The sequence below is a fragment of the Pinirhizobacter soli genome, assembly GCF_015905305.1.
Lineage (GTDB): Bacteria > Pseudomonadota > Gammaproteobacteria > Xanthomonadales > Rhodanobacteraceae > Pinirhizobacter > Pinirhizobacter soli.
The window spans coordinates 771107-788035 of sequence record NZ_JADZLQ010000002.1 but is presented as its reverse complement, the minus strand read 5'-3'; the positions used below and the strand labels follow the sequence as shown (position 1 = coordinate 788035).

General features: G+C 65.0%; 11 protein-coding genes and 1 tRNA gene. All 12 read left to right on the top strand.

Annotation, left to right across the window (positions count from 1 at the left end):
- Positions 1 to 44: 44 nt before the first annotated feature.
- The 12 genes from recC (at position 45) to NDK18_RS13340 (ending at position 16893) form a co-directional block, all read left to right on the top strand.
- Complete coding sequence (gene recC, locus NDK18_RS13395) at positions 45 to 3494, top strand: exodeoxyribonuclease V subunit gamma (protein ID WP_250628021.1); 3450 nt, start codon at positions 45 to 47, stop codon at positions 3492 to 3494.
- Positions 3491 to 7144: an exodeoxyribonuclease V subunit beta gene (recB, locus tag NDK18_RS13390; RefSeq protein ID WP_250628020.1), complete on the top strand. Its 3654-nt coding sequence runs from the start codon at positions 3491 to 3493 to the stop codon at positions 7142 to 7144. The genes recC and recB overlap by 4 nt, the downstream gene beginning before the upstream one ends.
- Positions 7141 to 9036: an exodeoxyribonuclease V subunit alpha gene (gene recD, locus NDK18_RS13385; protein WP_250628019.1), complete on the top strand. Its 1896-nt coding sequence runs from the start codon at positions 7141 to 7143 to the stop codon at positions 9034 to 9036. Before recB ends, recD begins: the two co-directional genes overlap by 4 nt.
- Positions 9037 to 9353: 317 nt before the next feature.
- Positions 9354 to 11255 (top strand): threonine--tRNA ligase, encoded by a 1902-nt coding sequence (thrS, locus tag NDK18_RS13380; protein ID WP_250624017.1) that lies wholly within the window; start codon positions 9354 to 9356, stop codon positions 11253 to 11255.
- A 29-nt stretch (positions 11256 to 11284) separates the two neighbouring features.
- Positions 11285 to 11827, top strand: a complete 543-nt coding sequence (gene infC, locus NDK18_RS13375; protein WP_250624443.1) for a translation initiation factor IF-3 — start codon at positions 11285 to 11287, stop codon at positions 11825 to 11827.
- A 228-nt stretch (positions 11828 to 12055) separates the two neighbouring features.
- The gene (rpmI, locus tag NDK18_RS13370; RefSeq protein WP_250624016.1) at positions 12056 to 12253 is read left to right on the top strand and encodes a 50S ribosomal protein L35; all 198 of its coding nucleotides are present in this window, start codon (positions 12056 to 12058) and stop codon (positions 12251 to 12253) included.
- A gap of 15 nt (positions 12254 to 12268) precedes the next feature.
- Positions 12269 to 12628 (top strand): 50S ribosomal protein L20, encoded by a 360-nt coding sequence (gene rplT, locus NDK18_RS13365; protein WP_250624015.1) that lies wholly within the window; start codon positions 12269 to 12271, stop codon positions 12626 to 12628.
- Between the two features lie 128 nt (positions 12629 to 12756).
- The gene (pheS, locus tag NDK18_RS13360) at positions 12757 to 13740 is read left to right on the top strand and encodes a phenylalanine--tRNA ligase subunit alpha (RefSeq protein WP_250624014.1); all 984 of its coding nucleotides are present in this window, start codon (positions 12757 to 12759) and stop codon (positions 13738 to 13740) included.
- A gap of 22 nt (positions 13741 to 13762) precedes the next feature.
- The gene (gene pheT, locus NDK18_RS13355) at positions 13763 to 16132 is read left to right on the top strand and encodes a phenylalanine--tRNA ligase subunit beta (protein WP_250628018.1); all 2370 of its coding nucleotides are present in this window, start codon (positions 13763 to 13765) and stop codon (positions 16130 to 16132) included.
- Between the two features lies 1 nt (position 16133).
- Positions 16134 to 16433 (top strand): integration host factor subunit alpha, encoded by a 300-nt coding sequence (ihfA, locus tag NDK18_RS13350; protein ID WP_036140472.1) that lies wholly within the window; start codon positions 16134 to 16136, stop codon positions 16431 to 16433.
- Entirely contained in the window at positions 16414 to 16770 is a 357-nt protein-coding gene (locus NDK18_RS13345) for a MerR family transcriptional regulator (protein ID WP_250624012.1), read from the top strand. Before ihfA ends, NDK18_RS13345 begins: the two co-directional genes overlap by 20 nt.
- Positions 16771 to 16816: 46 nt before the next feature.
- Positions 16817 to 16893, top strand: a tRNA-Pro gene (locus NDK18_RS13340).
- The last annotated feature ends 36 nt before the right edge of the window (positions 16894 to 16929 follow it).

The following is a 16929-nucleotide window of genomic DNA, read 5'->3' as shown; positions in this document are numbered from 1 at the left end:
TAGGGCAACCATGTAACGTCACCTGGGCAGCGGAGGCAAAAGGATTGAACCTGCGGACCACCCAGATCGTGCCCGGCTTCATGGTGCTGCACGGCAATCGCCTGGAAGAACTGCGCGACGTGCTCTCCGCGTGGCTGCAGCGCGAGCCCCTCGGGCCGCTGGAAGACGAAACGGTGCTGGTGCAGAGCAACGGCATCGCGCAGTGGTTCAAGATGGCGCTGGCGCGCGACCGGGCCGATGGGGGCCTGGGTATCAGTGCGGCGGTGAATGTGCAGCTGCCGGGACGGTTCCTGTGGACAGCCTATCGCGCGGTGCTTGGCCAGGGCGCCGTGCCGGCGGAATCGCCCTTCGACGAATCACGCCTTACCTGGCGGCTGCTGCGCTTGTTGCCGGCCCAACTCGAGCGCGAGGCCTTCGCGCCGCTTCGCCGTTACCTGGGCGATGACAAGGACACCAGCAAGCGTTACCAGCTGGCCCGCCGGCTCGCCGATCTATTCGATCAATACCAGGTGTATCGCGCCGACTGGCTCGACGACTGGGCCGCCGGGCACGACGTCCTTCGCGACGACCTGCGTGGCACGCAGCGGGCGCTCCCCGATGACCAGCAGTGGCAGGCGGAGCTCTGGCGGGCGGTATTGGCCGACGTGGATGCGTCGCAACGCGATGGCCACCGCGCCGCCGTGCATGCGCGCTTCATGCAGGCGGCGATGGCGCCTGGCGCGTCATTCCCGCGGTTGCCACGGCGGATCGTGGTATTCGGCATGTCGTCCCTGCCTCAGCAGACGCTCGAGGCGCTGGCTGCGCTAAGCGGGCACTGCCAGGTATTGCTGGTGGTGATGAATCCATGCCGGCACTATTGGGCGGATATCGTGGAAGACCGCGAGCTGTTGCGTGCCGCGCAGCGGCGCCAGGCCGCCAAACCGGGAGCGCCGGAAACTCCCGAGCTGCAGGATTTGCACCTGCATGCCAATCCCTTGCTGGCTGCCTGGGGCAAGCAGGGTCGCGATTACATCCGCATGCTTGACGCCTTCGACCAGGTGGAAAGCTACCGTGCGCGCTTCACGGCATGGGAGCAGCGGGTTGATCTCTTTACCGACCCCGGCTGCGCCAATTTGCTGGCGTCGGTGCAGCAGGCGATCTTCAATCTCGATCCGTTGCCGTCTCCCGGCGCACAGCCGGTACTGCGCACCGATGACGACTCGATCATGTTCCATGTGGCGCATGGCCCGCTGCGGGAAGTGGAGATCCTGCACGATGCATTGCTGGCGCGTTTTGCCGCCGCCGCGCGGCGCGGTGCTCCGCTGCAGCCGCGCGACGTGATCGTGATGGTGCCGGACATCGGTGTCTATGCACCGTACATCGAAGCGGTGTTCGGGCGCATCGACGTCGATGATCCGCGTTTCATCCCATTCACCGTGGCTGACCGCCAGGCGCGTGGCAACGTACCGCTGGTGATGGCGCTGGAGCATCTGCTTGGGCTCGATCAGTCGCGCTTCGCGGTCAGCGAACTGCTCGATCTCATCGATGTCCCCGCCGTGCGCCGCCGCTTCGGCCTGGCCGACGACGACTTGCCCACCTTGCGTCGCTGGATCGAAGGCGCTGGTGTGCGCTGGGGCCTGCATGGCGAGCAGCGTGCCTGGATCGGCTTGCCGCCGCTGGAACAGAACAGCTGGCGCTTCGGCCTGCGGCGCATGCTGCTGGGCTATGCCGTGGGTGAGGGCGAGGCGCTGGATGGCATCGAACCTTACGACGAGGTCGCGGGGCTGGATGCGGCATTGGTCGGTCCCCTGGCGGACCTCCTGGCGGCCCTGGAAGAGGCGTGGCTATTCCTTCGCGAGCCGGCAACGCCGGCCGAGTGGGGCGTGCGCCTGCGCCGCCTCCTGCAGCTTTTCTTCGACCGATCCGATGCCGCGGACACCACGCGCCTGGAACGGCTGGGGGAAATTCTCGAGCAATGGGAAGACGCCTGCGCCGAGGCCGCCGTCGACGAACCATTGCCGGTGGCGATCGTGGCCGACGCATGGCTGGAGGGCTTCGACCATGGCGAGCTGTCGCAGCGTTTCATGGGCGGTGCGGTGAGTTTCGGCACGCTGATGCCGATGCGTGCCATTCCGTTCCGCGTGGTGTGCCTACTGGGCATGAACGATGGCGCCTATCCACGAGCACGACCGCCGATGGATTTCGACCTGATGGCGTTGCCCGGTGGCTGGCATCCGGGCGATCGTTCCCGCCGCGAAGACGACCGCTATCTGTTCCTCGAAGCACTGCTATCCGCGCGCGATGCGCTGCATATCGGCTGGGTTGGCCGTCATGTGCGCGACAACAGCGAGCGGCCGCCATCGGTGCTGGTGGGGCAGCTGCGCGACTACCTTGCGGCGGGGTGGCTGGGACAGGGCCGCGACCTGCTCGACCAGCTTACCGTGGTGCATCCGCTGCAGCCGTTCAGTGAGAGCTACTTCGCCAACGACAGCACGCGCGACGTTCGATTGTTTACCTATGCCGGGGAATGGCGCCGCGCGCATGATCCGGTGCAGGCCGCCAGCGATACGCCGGATCTGGCTCCGTGGCGCCCCGAGGCGGCCATCGGCCCGGCCCAGCTGCGCGCCTTCCTGCGTTATCCGGTCCGGGCATTTTTCAACATGCGCCTGGGCGTGTACTTCGACGTCGACGATGCAGGCCATGACGACCTGGAGCCCTTCGTGCCGGATGCGCTGCAACGCTACCAGCTGGTCGAAGGGCTGATGCGCGCCGGGGCAGGGCAGCCGCACGGGGACCTGGACCGGGTGCTGGCCGATGAAGGCGAGCGCTTGCGCCGCAGTGGACGGCTGCCGATGGCAGGCCTGGCCGAGCCCGTGCTCGCCGAGGTCACCGCCGCCGCCCGATCCACGCTGCTGCGTCATGCGCGGCATGCGGCGCGCTTTCCACATTCGGTGCCCAAGCTCGAAGTGCAACTGGACTTCGGCGACCTTCGCATCGAGGACTGGCTGTCGGGGATTCATTGCGACGACACCGGCGCCATGGGCCTGGTTACCGCCACGCCATCGGCCCTGCGACGCGACAAAGACCTAGCCGCCGATCGTCTGGTCGGCCCCTGGATCATCCACTTGCTGGCACATGCGGCCGGATGCGCACTCACATCCATCGTGGTCGGTGGCGATGTCACAGTGGCTTTCGATCCGATGCCCGAAGCCCATGCTACCGCGTTGCTCGCGGAACTTTCGCAGTCGTTGCGCGAGGGCATGCTGCGACCACTTCCCATGGCAGCGAAGACGGCTTTCGCATTCGTGCTGCAGGAAAGCGAAGAGGCCGGACTGGATGCCGCACGCCGGTGCTACGACGGCGAAGGCGACTTCGTGCGCGGCGAGAGTGCCGGCGACCCTTATCTGATGCGCGCCTACCCGGATTTCGACTGCCTGCTTGCGGCGGGTTTCCGCAACCACCTGAAGTCGTACCGCGCGTTGTACCGGGCTTTTCGCGAGGAGGGCGACGCGTGACGGATATTGTCCCGCTCGATCCGCTGGCCATGCCGCTGACGGGCGTGCGCCTGATCGAGGCCAGCGCCGGTACCGGCAAGACCTTCACCATCGCAGCCCTCTACGTGCGCGCGGTGCTTGGGCTTGGCGTGCAGGCACCTTTGACCCCGCCGCAAATCCTGGTGGTGACCTTCACCGAGGCCGCCACCCAGGAGTTGCGCAGTCGCATCCGTGCGCGGCTGGTGGAAGCCGCGCGGGCATTTCGCGGACAGGCACCTGACGACGATTTCCTACTGGCCTTGCTGGCGGCGGAGCCTGCGCAGCGGCACGCCCACCACGCCCGCCGCCTCGAGCTTGCCGCCGAGTGGATGGACGAGGCGGCGGTGTTCACCATCCATGGCTGGAGCCAGCGCATGCTGTTGCAGCATGCATTCGGCAGCGGACATCCGTTCGAGCAGACCCTGGAGCCGCAGGATGGCGAGCTCTTCGCCGAGTGTGTCCGTGACTATTGGCGAAGCACTTTTTACCCTCTGCCACGGGAAGCGCTGGCGGGGGTACTGGACGAGTTCCGCGGCCCCGATGCGCTGATGCGCCAACTGCGGCCCCTGCTGTCGCGCGGGGATGCCGTGCTGCAGGTCAACGGCGAGACGCTTGCGCCGGTGGATGCCCTCGACGACTTGTTTGGCGATTACGGCAACTGGCGGCAACGGCACGAAGTCCTTGAGCAAGACGTGCGCACGCTTTGGTCTGGCGCGGCCGGCGATATCGAAGCCATGCTGCTCAAGGCAATCGACGACAAACAACTGAACGGTAATTCGTTCAGGCGCTCCACCACCGAAGCCGACCTTGCCGACATGCGTACCTGGGCGGCGGGCGCGGCCGTGGTAGCGAACTTCAGCCGCTTCACGCAGGCCAAGCTCACGGCGGCGACCAACAAAGGCAAGGTGACGCCGGCGCACCCCGCGTTCGAGGCGGTTGAGCGGATGATGGTCGATGCCCAGGCTGCGCCCACCCTTCGCCATGCCGTCCTTGTCCACGCCCTGGCCTGGGTCAGCCGCCGCTTCGATGAACAAAAGCGCAAGCGCGCGCAGATGGGCTACGACGATCTGCTGCTGCGACTGGATGCCGCGCTGGCGGGCCCAGGCTCTGCAACGCTGGCCGCGACCATCGCCGCGCAGTATCCGCTGGCGATGATCGATGAGTTCCAGGACACCGATGCCATGCAGTACCGCATCTTCCGCACGATCTACGCGGCGGCGCCCCAGGCGGGCCTGTTGCTGATCGGCGACCCGAAGCAGGCGATCTACGCCTTTCGCGGCGCGGACATCCATACCTACCTGGGCGCACGCGACGAGGCGGAACGCCCCTCCTTCAGCCTGGACACCAACTACCGGTCCACCCACGGCATGGTGGCTGCGGTGAACGCGCTGTTCCATCGTGGTGAAGCCCATGCGCAAGGCGCATTCGCCTTCGGCGCAAGCCGGTTGCCCTTCGTGCCGGTGCAGGCACGCGGCCGCGCTGACGTTTTTTCCATCGATGGTGCCGTCCCGGCACCGATGCAACTGGTGCTGCTCGACGATGGCGATGACGCGATCGCGGCCAGGCGCTATCGCAACGTCATGGCATTTTCCTGCGCGGACGAGATAGCCAGGCTGTTGGCACTAGCCGCACAAGGCCGCTGTGGTTTTGAAGGTGGCCGTACGCTTGCACCACGCGATATTGCCGTGCTGGTCCGTAGCCGCGGCGAGGCCGAGGAAGTGCGCGCTGCGCTGCGTGCGCGGCGCGTGCGCAATGTCTATCTTTCCGACCGCGATTCCGTGTTCGACAGCCCGGAGGCCGCGGACGTCTTGCTTTGGCTGCGGGGCTGCGCTGAACCCACGGTCGACCGGCGAATGCGTGCGGCGCTGGCCACCGCCACGCTGTCCTTGCCGCTGCAGGACATCGATCGCCTGAACACGGACGAACGCCACTGGGAGATGCGCGGCCGCCAGTTCCTTGAACTGCGTGAACTTTGGCGGCGACAAGGCGTGCTGGCGATGGTGCAGCGCTTGCTGCACATGTTCGACCTTCCTTCGCGGCTGCTGGCCATGGATGGCGGCGAGCGTGCGCTCACCAACGTGCTGCACCTGGCCGAGCTGCTGCAGGAAGCGGCATCCAACCTCGACGGAGAGCAGGCGCTGATCCGCTGGCTGGGCGATGAGATCGCCGACACCCTGCCCTCGGGTGCCGATGAGCACATCGTGCGGCTGGAGAGCGACGCGGACCTCGTGCGCGTGATTACCATCCATAAATCCAAGGGCCTGGAATACCCGTTGGTGTACGTGCCTTTTGCCTGTTCGTTCAAGGCGGCGCAGGGCGGCCCGGGCGGGTACCGGTTCCAGGGCGAGCAAGGCCCCGTGGTGGAGCTGATGGCCAAATCCGCCGACGGCGCAGGTGACGCCGTCGCCCAGGCGCAGGAGCTCACCGACCGTGCCCGGCTGCAGGAAGACTTACGGCTGTTGTATGTCGCGGTCACCCGTGCGCGCCATTACTGCTGGCTGGGCGTGTCGCCGATCTGCGCCCATGCCCGGGCGAAAAAACCTCATGTACACCAGGGAGCGTTTGGTTACCTGCTCTCCGGTGGGGAGGAAATGGACGCGATGCAGTTTCGCCAGGCACTGGAAACGCTGGCGGCATCGAGCGAGGCCATCGTGCTGCGACAGGCCGATACGTCTGGCCATGTCGTCCCGGCCAACGGCCGGGCTTCCGAAGCCCTCGGCCCGGCACGCAACGACCTTGCCCCACGCACGCCGCGCTGGTGGATCGCCAGCTACAGTGCGTTGCGCCACGACGAAGAAGGCCATGCGATGCCGGTGCCCGACACGGCGCGCGAAGACGTAGTGGTTGAATACGTCGCTGCCGGTACCCAGGAAGGCCCCGCTGCCGACAGCACGTTGCTGCCGGGTTTCCCGCGCGGCGCGGAGGCCGGCACCTTCCTGCACGATCTCTTCGAATGGATGGCTGAGCAGGGTTTTGCCGCCGTGCTCGACGATCCTTCCGGTTTGCGCGATGCGGTCGCCCGACGTTGCCAGCGCCGTCATTGGCCGCACTTGATCGAACCGCTCACCAAGGGCCTGCCGCAACTGCTGGCGTTGCCACTTGCCCTGCCTGATGGAAGCTCGGTAGCACTGGCATCGCTGGCCGATGGTGCCTACCGCGCGGAACTTGAATTCTGGTTCACCGCCGATGGCGTGGATGCGCTGGCGCTCGATGCCCTGGTGCGCAAGCACACCCTCGATGGCATGCCGCGCCCGGCCTTGCAGCCGGAAACCATCAACGGGATGTTCAAGGGTTTCATCGACCTTACCTTCGAACACGAAGGGCGCTGGTACGTGGCCGATTACAAGTCCAACTGGCTCGGCGGCCAGCTGGGCGACTACGACGCCCAGGCGATGCGCGATTCCATCGCACATTCCCGCTACGACTTGCAGTACGCCATTTATGTGCTGGCCTTGCACCGTCAGCTGCGCGCGCGCATGGGGCGTGACTACGATTACGACCGCCATATCGGCGGCGCGGTATACCTGTATTTGCGAGGTATCGATGGACAGGGTCATGGCGTGCATGCCGAGCGGCCGCCAAGTGAACTTATCCATGCCATGGACGCACTCTTTCGCGGGGAAGCTGCATGAGCGCCGACCGGATCCACGCCTGGCTCGATGCCGCGATAGCGCAGGGCCACTTGCGCGCCCTCGATCGTGCCTTTGCCCTGTTCCTGCGTTCGCTCGATGCTTCGGCCGACGACAGGGTGATCGCCGCCGGTGCGCTGGCAAGTTTCGAGCTGGGTAATGGCCATATCGGCGTGGACGTCGAAGACCTGCTGGGCGACCTGGCCATGGATCACGACCGGGCCCTGGCGTTGCCGGTGAGGCCGGAGCCGGTCCAGTGGCTCGAAGCGTTGAAGGCTTCCGGGCTGGTGGGCCAGGACGCGCACGACACATCGTCGCCAATGATGCTCGAGGGCGGCCGCCTGTACCTTCGGCGCTACTGGCGGTACGAGCAACACGTGGCCGAAGGTATCGCGGGCCGGCTTGAAGGCGGCGAGGCACCCGCCGCCGAACTCGTCGACGACCTCAACCGCCTTTTCGCCGGGCAGGCCGCCGGCGCAGGCGAGGCGGACTGGCAAAAGATCGCCTGCGCGCTCGCTGCGCGTTCCCGTTTCTGCGTGATCACCGGCGGCCCTGGTACGGGCAAGACCACCACGGTGGTCAAGCTCCTGGGGTTGCTGCAATCACGCCGGTTGTCCAGCGGTGCGCCGCGACTGCGCATCCGTCTGGCCGCGCCTACCGGCAAGGCCGCCGCCCGGTTGAATGAGTCGATTGCCGCCCAGGTGGACAGGCTTCCGCTGGACGATGCCACGCGCGCCGCGATCCCGCCGGACGTCACCACCTTGCACCGCTTGCTGGGCAGCCGTGGCGATACCCGGCGGTTCACGCATCACCGCGACAATCCGCTGCACGTGGACGTGCTGGTGATCGACGAAGCGTCGATGGTGGATCTTGAGATGATGGCGGCCGTGCTCGATGCGCTGCCGGCTGAGTCCCGGCTGGTATTGCTGGGGGACAAGGACCAGCTTTCATCCGTGGAAGCCGGCGCCGTGCTTGGCGACCTGTGCGAGCGCGCCGAGGATGCCCACTACGATCCCGCCACGGCGGCGTGGTTGCGCGAAGCCACCGGCGCCGATGTGGGCACCGCCGTCCGCGACGATGCGCGTCCCCTGGACCAGCATGTGGTGATGTTGCGTCACAGCCACCGGTTCGCCGGTGATAGCGGCATCGGCGCCCTCGCGCGTGCCGTCAACCAGGGATCGACCGCTGCCGTAAGGCGTGCACTGGACGGGCAGGGGCGGGGCATCGGCTTGATGCCGCCCGCGGCTGCGGTTGATCTTGCCGTGGATGGTTTGCCCAATGGAGCGCCCGGCTATCGCGCTTACCTTGAGTTGATGCACGCCCGTCGCGACGACGCGGAACCGGAAGCCTGGGCGGGCGCGGTACTGGACGCATTCGGCCGCTTCCAGTTGCTCTGTGCCTTGCGCCAGGGCCCTGCGGGCGTGGACTCGCTCAACGAAGCTATCGCCATTCGCCTGCGCGACCTGGGCCTGGTTTCGGCTATCCATGGGTTCTTCGAAGGGCGGCCGGTGTTGGTCAACCGCAACGACTACAGCCTTGGGCTGATGAACGGCGATGTCGGCGTGTGCCTGGCATTGGCTGACGGCGAGGGAGGGCGCGCGCTGCGCGTGGCCTTCCGCGTGGGCGAGCGCATCCGTTTCGTTACGCCCAGCCGTCTATCGGGCGTACAGACGGTATTTGCGATGACGGTGCACAAGTCGCAGGGGTCTGAGTTTGCCCACACGGCCCTGGTATTGCCTGACATCGCCTCGCCGGTTCTGACGCGTGAGCTTCTTTACACGGGGGTCACCCGTGCACGCGACTGGTTCACGTTGCTTGCGACACCCGACATCGTCGATGCCGCCGTACAGCGGCGGACCCGGCGCGCTTCGGGGCTCCGCAGCCACTTCGCCTAAAGGTTATCCACATCGACTGTGGACTCCCCTTGGGCAAACCTGTGGACAACCCCATATTCATGCTTTGCGGGCAAGCACTTGCCTTGATGTGACCAAGCCGTGACCAGCCGGTTTTCATTGACAATACGCCAGCGCTGACTTAGCTTTCGCGCGAGATATTTCCTTCATCGAGGTGGCCGCGGCAACGCCGGCCGAGTGTGCGACATGCAAACTACGAGCTTCCCAGCTTAAGCCTTCGCCACGCCTCCTTGAGTGTTTGAACGCAAAGGGCGCCCGGCGCTCTTTTTTTATGCCTTAGATCCAAGAAGAACATATCCATGGTCCAGATCACCCTCCCCGACGGCAGCCAGCGTCCCTTCGACCACCCCGTCACCGTCCAGGACGTCGCCGCCTCCATTGGCGCGGGGCTTGCCAAGGCCACGCTTGCCGGCAAGGTCGACGGGCGCCTGGTCGATGCCAGTTTCCTGGTCGATCACGACGCCTCACTCGAGATCGTCACCGAGAAAAGCCCCGAGGCGCTGGATATCCTTCGCCATTCCACGGCGCACCTCTTGGCGCAGGCCGTGCAGCGGCTGTATCCCGGCGCGCAGGTCACCATTGGCCCGGTGATCGACAACGGCTTTTTTTACGACTTTGCCTACGAACGTCCCTTTACCCCGGACGACCTGGAGAAGATCGAAGCGGAGATGACTCGCATTGTCGCCGAGGCACTGCCTGTCACCCGCTCGGTGAAGTCCCGCGACGAAGCGGTGGCTTTCTTCCGCGGGCTGGGTGAGGAGTACAAGGCGGAGATCATCGAATCGATCCCCGCCAACGAGGAACTGTCGCTGTATTCGCAGGGTGAGTTCACGGATCTGTGCCGTGGCCCGCACGTGCCCAACACCGGCAAGCTGCGCGCGTTCAAGCTGATGAAAGTAGCCGGCGCCTACTGGCGCGGCGACTCGAACAACCAGATGCTCACGCGCATCTACGGTACGTCCTGGCTCAACGACAAGGAGCTCAAGGCCTACCTGTTCCAGCTCGAAGAAGCCGAAAAACGCGACCACCGCCGCATTGGCAAGCAACTGGACCTCTTCCACATGCAGGAAGAAGCGCCGGGCATGATCTTCTGGCACCCGAAGGGCTGGGCCATCTGGCAAGCGGTAGAGCAGTACGTGCGCCGCGTGTACCGCGACAGCGGCTATAAGGAGGTGCGTGGCCCGCAAATCATGGACGTTTCCTTGTGGAAGAAATCCGGCCACTGGGATAACTATGCCGAGAACATGTTCTTCACCGAATCGGAAAAGCGCACCTACGCGCTGAAGCCGATGAATTGCCCCGGCCACGTGCAGATCTACAACACCGACCTGAAGAGCTACCGCGACCTGCCCATCCGTTACGGCGAGTTCGGCGGCTGCCATCGCAACGAGCCCTCCGGTGCCCTGCACGGCATCATGCGCGTGCGCGCCTTCACCCAGGATGACGGCCATATCTTCTGCACCGCCGAGCAGATCGAGGCGGAAGTCAAAGCCTTCCACCTGCAGGCGATGAAGGTGTACGCCGACTTCGGATTCGAAGACATCGGGCTCAAAATCGCCCTTCGGCCGGAAAAGCGCCTGGGCGACGACGCCACCTGGGACCGTGCCGAGGGTGCCCTGCGGGCGGCTCTGGCGGCAGCCGGCGTGGCCTGGGAAGAACTCCCCGGCGAGGGTGCTTTCTACGGTCCGAAGATCGAATACCACATGCGCGACTCCATCGGCCGCGGCTGGCAGGTGGGTACCATGCAGGTCGATTTCATGATGCCCGAGCGCCTGGGCGCCGAATATGTGGACGAACATTCCCAGAGAAAACATCCGGTTATGTTGCATCGGGCGATCGTGGGCTCGATGGAGCGCTTCATCGGCATCCTGATCGAACACCACGCCGGCAACCTTCCGGCGTGGCTGGCACCCGTCCAGGGTGTAGTCTTCTCCATTACCGACGCACAGGCCGACTATGTGCGAGAGGTCACGCAAACCCTTGTCGGTAAAGGCTTCCGCATAGAAGCGGATTTGCGCAACGAAAAGGTCGGATATAAAATCCGCGAGCATGCGCTGCAGAAGGTTCCCTATCTGATCGTGGTTGGTGACCGCGAGAAAGAAACGGGGTCTGTCTCCGTGCGTAGTCGCGGAGGCGAGGATCTGGGCAGCATGCCGCTGGCCGACTTCGTTGCCCGGCTGGAAGCCGAGACACGCCGCTAAGGCGCGTGTCCGGTTCTTTTTGAAATCTCCTGGAGGATAGCGGTATCGCTACGACCGATAACAAGGGCAATCGCAAGAACAACGACATCCGCGTGCCACGCGTCCGCGTGTTGGGCGTCGAGGGTGAGCAGCTGGGTATCCTGGCCACACCCGATGCCATGCGCCTGGCTGAAGAAGCCGGCATGGATCTAGTGGAAATCCAGCCAAACGGCGACCCACCGGTCTGCCGCATCATGGATTTCGGCAAGTTCAAGTTCGAAGCGCAGAAGAAAGCCCAGGCTGCCAAGAAGAAGCAGAAGCAGGTCGAGATCAAGGAAGTGAAGTTCCGGCCGGTGACGGACGTGGGCGACTACCAGATCAAGATGCGGAACATGCTGCGTTTCCTCGAGGAAGGCGACAAGGTCAAGGTCACCATCCGCTTCCGTGGCCGCGAGATGTCCCACCAGGACCTCGGCCAGAACCTGGCCCGCAAGATCCAGGAAGATGTCGGCGAGAACGGCACCGTCGAGCAGTTCCCGCGCCTGGAAGGGCGCCAGATGGTGATGATGATCGGCCCGAAGAAGAAGATCTGACCCCTCCACGGGCTCCTTCGAGCCCAAGGCAGGCAGGAGCGGCGGCCCAAGGGCCGCCGTTTTGTGTATCAGGGCGTCCGAAGGGCTGGCAAACCGTCCGCAACTTACTGTAAACTCGCCGGTTCACCCCCTCTGGATTGGGGTGAGCACCGTTCCCGGCAGGAAGGAAAGCGCTGGCCGCAAGGCCCAGCCGCCGGATCAGTCAACCATTGAATACGGAGCATTCCGATGCCCAAGATCAAGACCAACCGTGCGGCTGCTAAGCGTTTTAGCAAAACCGCCTCGGGCAAGTTCAAGTGCGGTCACGCCTTCAAGTCACACATCCTGACCAAGAAGTCGACCAAGCGTAAGCGCGGCCTGCGCGCTCCCAACCACGTCAAAGCTTGCGACACCAAGGGTGTAGCTCGCATGTTGCCGTATCTCTAAGGGAGGGAAAGAACCATGGCTCGTGTTAAGCGCGGTGTTACCGCCCGTCGTCGTCACAAGAAAGTCATCGGCCGTGCCAAGGGCTATTACAACGCCCGCCGCAAGGTCTTCCGCGTAGCCAACCAGGCCGTCATCAAGGCTGGCCAGTACGCGTACATCGGCCGCAAGCAGCGCAAGCGTCAGTTCCGCGCGCTGTGGATCGTCCGTATCAATGCAGCAGCCCGTCAGTTCGGCCTGTCCTACAGCCGCCTCATCAATGGCCTGTCCAAGGCCCAGATCGAAGTCGACCGCAAGGTCCTTGCCGATCTGGCCGTGCACGACATCAAGGCTTTTGGTGCGATCGCGGAGAAGGCCAAGGCCAGCCTGGCTGCTTGATCCAAACGCAAGGTCACACCGCCTGCAAGGTGGCGTGACCTTCAACCAAGGATCACGTAAGGGGAAGGGGCCTGGCCCTTTCCCCTTTTTCGTTTCTGGGGACTAAAGAACCTACGGCGGGAAGAAAGATGGACCAGATCGACGCATCCCTGCGCGAGATCGAAACCGCCGCATCGCTCGATGCGCTGGAAAACCTGCGCGTGGCCCTGCTCGGCAAGAACGGCAGCATTACCGCCCAGTTGAAGGCCCTGGGCCAGCTGCAGGGTGACGAGCGCAAGGCGCGTGGCGCCGAAGTCAACCGCGCCAAGCAGCAGCTCACCGACGCCATTGCCGCCCGCAAGGACGCCCTCGACTCAGCCGACCTCGACCGCCGCCTGGCTTCGGAGCGGCTCGATGTAACACTGCCCGGACGCAGCGCCGACTTCGGCGGCATCCACCCGATCACCCGTACGCTCGAGCGCATCGCCGACATCTTCGGCCGGCTCGGTTACCAGCGTGCCGACGGTCCGGAGATCGAGGACGACTGGCACAACTTCGAGGCGCTGAATTTCCCGCCGCACCATCCGGCACGCGCCATGCACGACACGTTCTATTTCCCTGACGGGCGACTGCTGCGCACGCATACCTCGCCGGTGCAGATCCGCTCGATGATGGGGCGGCAGCCGCCGATCCGCGTGATCGCACCGGGCAAGGTGTACCGCAGCGATTCGGACCAGACCCATTCGCCGATGTTCCACCAGATCGAAGGCTTGCTGGTGGATGAAACTTCCAGCTTCGCGGACCTTAAGGGCACGCTGGCGGAATTCGTGCGGGCTTTCTTCGAGCGCGACTTTGAAATGCGCTTCCGCCCCAGCTATTTCCCCTTCACCGAGCCCTCGGCCGAAGTGGACATCCGTTGGGATGCCGCCGATGGTGCCACCCGTTGGCTGGAGGTGCTCGGCTGCGGCATGGTGCATCCCACGGTGCTGGCCAATTGCGGCATCGATCCGGAGCGCTACAGCGGCTTCGCCTTTGGCCTGGGCGTAGAGCGTTTCGCCATGCTGCGTTATGGCGTGGGCGACCTGCGCGCCTTCTTCGACAACGACCTGCGCTTCCTGCGCCAGTTCGCCTGATCCGTCGTCAAGGATTCGAAGCATGAAATTCTCCGAAAACTGGCTGCGCGAGGTTGTCGACGTCCCCGTCGATCGTGACGCGCTGGTGCATGCGCTGACCATGGCGGGCCTGGAAGTCGAAGACGTCACGGCCCTGGGCGAAAGCCTGGACCACGTGGTGGTGGCCACCATCGTGTCGGCGGAAAAACATCCCGAGGCCGATCGCCTGCAGGTTTGCCGCGTCGATGCTGGTCTCCCCGAGCCGCTGCAGATCGTCTGCGGTGCCCCCAACGCGCGCGTCGGCATCAAGGTGCCGCTGGCCATGGTGGGTGCAAACCTGCCCGGTGGCATCGCCATCAAGGCAGCCAAACTGCGTGGCGTGGAATCCAACGGCATGCTGTGCTCGGCGAAGGAGCTGGGCATCGACGCCGATGCTTCGGGCCTGCTGGAGCTTCCGGCCGATGCGCCGGTCGGTCAGTCGCTGGCCAGCTACCTTGGCCTGCCCGATGCCAGCATCGAGTTGAAGATCACCCCGAACCGCCCCGATTGCCTGAGCGTGCATGGCCTGGCGCATGACGTTGCGGCGCTGTTCGGCGGCCATGTGAAGCCGGTGCAGGCGCAGTCAGTCGCGGGATCCGGTGATGCACGTCGTGCGGTGCGCCTTGAAGCCGGGGCCGATGCGCCGCGTTACCTCGGTCGCGTGGTCTCGGGCATCGATCCTTCCGCACGCACGCCGTTGTGGATGGCCGAGCGCCTGCGCCGCGGCGGCATTCGCCCGATCAGTGCCGTGGTCGACGTGACCGCCTACGTCATGCTCGAACTCGGCCAGCCGATGCACGCCTTCGACAACGACAAGCTCGTTGGCGACGTCGTAGTGCGCCATGCACGCGAAGGCGAATCGTTGAAGCTGCTCGACGGCAGCGAGCCGAAGCTCGCCCCGGGCTTCCTGGTGATTGCCGACGAGGCCAGGGCCGTTGCCGCCGCCGGCGTGATGGGCGGGTTCGACACGCGCGTGACCGACACCACCACCAGCGTATTCCTGGAGTCCGCCCACTTCGCACCGGCGGCCATCATGGGCCGGGCGCGCAAGCTCGGCCTGCATACCGATGCCTCGCACCGCTACGAGCGCGGCGTGGACCCGGCCTTGCCGGTCCGGGCACTGGACCGTGCCACGGCGCTGCTTCTGGAAATTGCCGGCGGTACGCCGGGCCCGGTCACCGTGGCCGAGCGCCTCCAGGACATCCCCGAGCCCAGGCCCGTGGTGTTGCGCCGCGCGCGCCTGCACCGCCTGCTGGGCCTGGAAGTGGCCGATGCGGCCGTGTCGCGCATGCTCACCGCGCTGGGCATGCAGGTTCAGTCGCTGACCGACGGATGGCGCGTGACCGCTCCCTCCAGCCGCTTCGACATCGAACGCGAAGAAGACCTGGTCGAAGAGGTCGCGCGCATCCACGGCTACGACAATATTCCCACCCATCGCCCGTCCGGCGCGCTGGCGCTGGTGCCCGATCCTGAAGAACGCCTGGGCGACATGGCCGTGCGCGGACAGCTGGCGTCGCGCGGCTGGTTCGAAGCGGTCACGCTGGCCTTCGTCGACGCAGAACTGCTCGAGCGCTGGGGCATGGGCGGGCAGGGCGTGGCATTGGCTAATCCCCTTTCGGCGGAATTGGCCGTGATGCGGCCCTCGCTGTTGCCCGGCCTGTTGCAGGCGCTCTCGTACAATCGCGCGCGTCAGCAGGATCGCATCCGCCTGTACGAACTGGCCCGTACCTATGCCAGCGACGCGGAGACGCCACGCTTAGGGCTGGTGGCTTGTGGCCCGGCCATCCCCGAACAATGGGGCGTGCCCGCACGGCCGATGGACCTTTATGACTTGAAGGGTGACATCGAAGCCTTGATCGCCCAGGGAGGCGAACCTGGGCGCTGGAGCTTCGATGCGGAGGGCCTTCCCGCCTTCCTGCACCCTGGCCGTTCGGCCAGGGTACTTCGCGACGGCAAGCCCGCCGGCTTCCTGGGCAGCCTGCACCCCTCGCTCGCCCGGGCGCTCGATGCCGGCGACGACATCCAGGTGGCCGAACTGGACATGCTCGCCCTGGGCCAGCGACGCCTGCCCAAGGCCACTTCCATCGGTAAATTCCCGCAGGTTCGAAGGGATATCGCCGTGGATATGCCCGAGGACGTGGCCTGGGCCTCCGCAGAGGCCGCCGTACGGGCAGCGCTGGGCCCGACCCTGCGCGAGGTACGGCTGTTCGACCGGTACGTCGGCAAGGGCGTGGAGGCCGGACGCAAAAGTCTCGCTATGGGCTTGATTTTGCAGGACGATTCACGCACGCTTACTGACGACGACGCCGATGCCTGCGTACGTAATGCGGTACTGGCGTTGGAGAACACATGCAAGGCAAGATTGCGAGGATGAAATGGCGCTGACCAAGGCGGAAATGGCCGAGCGGCTTTTCCTCGACGTGGGCCTCAATAAACGCGAGGCCAAAGAATTCGTAGACGCCTATTTCGAGGTGGTCCGCGAAGCGCTTGAAAGGGGGGAGCAGGTTAAATTGTCCGGATTCGGCAATTTCGACCTGCGCCAGAAAAACCAGCGTCCCGGGCGGAACCCCAAGACCGGCGAGGAGATTCCCATCTCCGCGCGCAGGGTGGTGACGTTCCGTCCAGGGCAGAAACTCAAGGTGAGAGTGGAGGGGTATGCTGGACCAAGGGAATAACACCGAGCTTCCAGCCATTCCGGCGAAGCGCTATTTCACCATTGGTGAAGTCAGCGAACTGTGTGGCGTGAAACCCCACGTGCTTCGTTATTGGGAGCAGGAATTCCCTGCACTGAATCCGGTCAAGCGCCGCGGTAACCGTCGCTATTACCAGCGCCACGACGTGCTCATGATCCGGCAGATCCGCTCGCTGCTGTACGACGAGGGCTTCACCATCACCGGTGCGCGTGCGCGCCTGGATGGCCCCCAGGCCCGCATGGAGTCCAGCATGTCCCACCAGATCGTCCGCCAGGTGCGCCTGGAACTGGAAGAAGTGCTCACCCTGCTGCGCCGCTGACGGCTTCCGCCCGGGCCTTCGCAACTGGTACAATTGCTTTCTTAGTCGGGGTGTAGCGCAGCCTGGTAGCGCACTACGCTGGGGGTGTAGTGGTCGCGAGTTCGAATCTCGCCACCCCGACCAACTCTTCAAGAAACGCCCCCATTGGGGGCGTTTTTT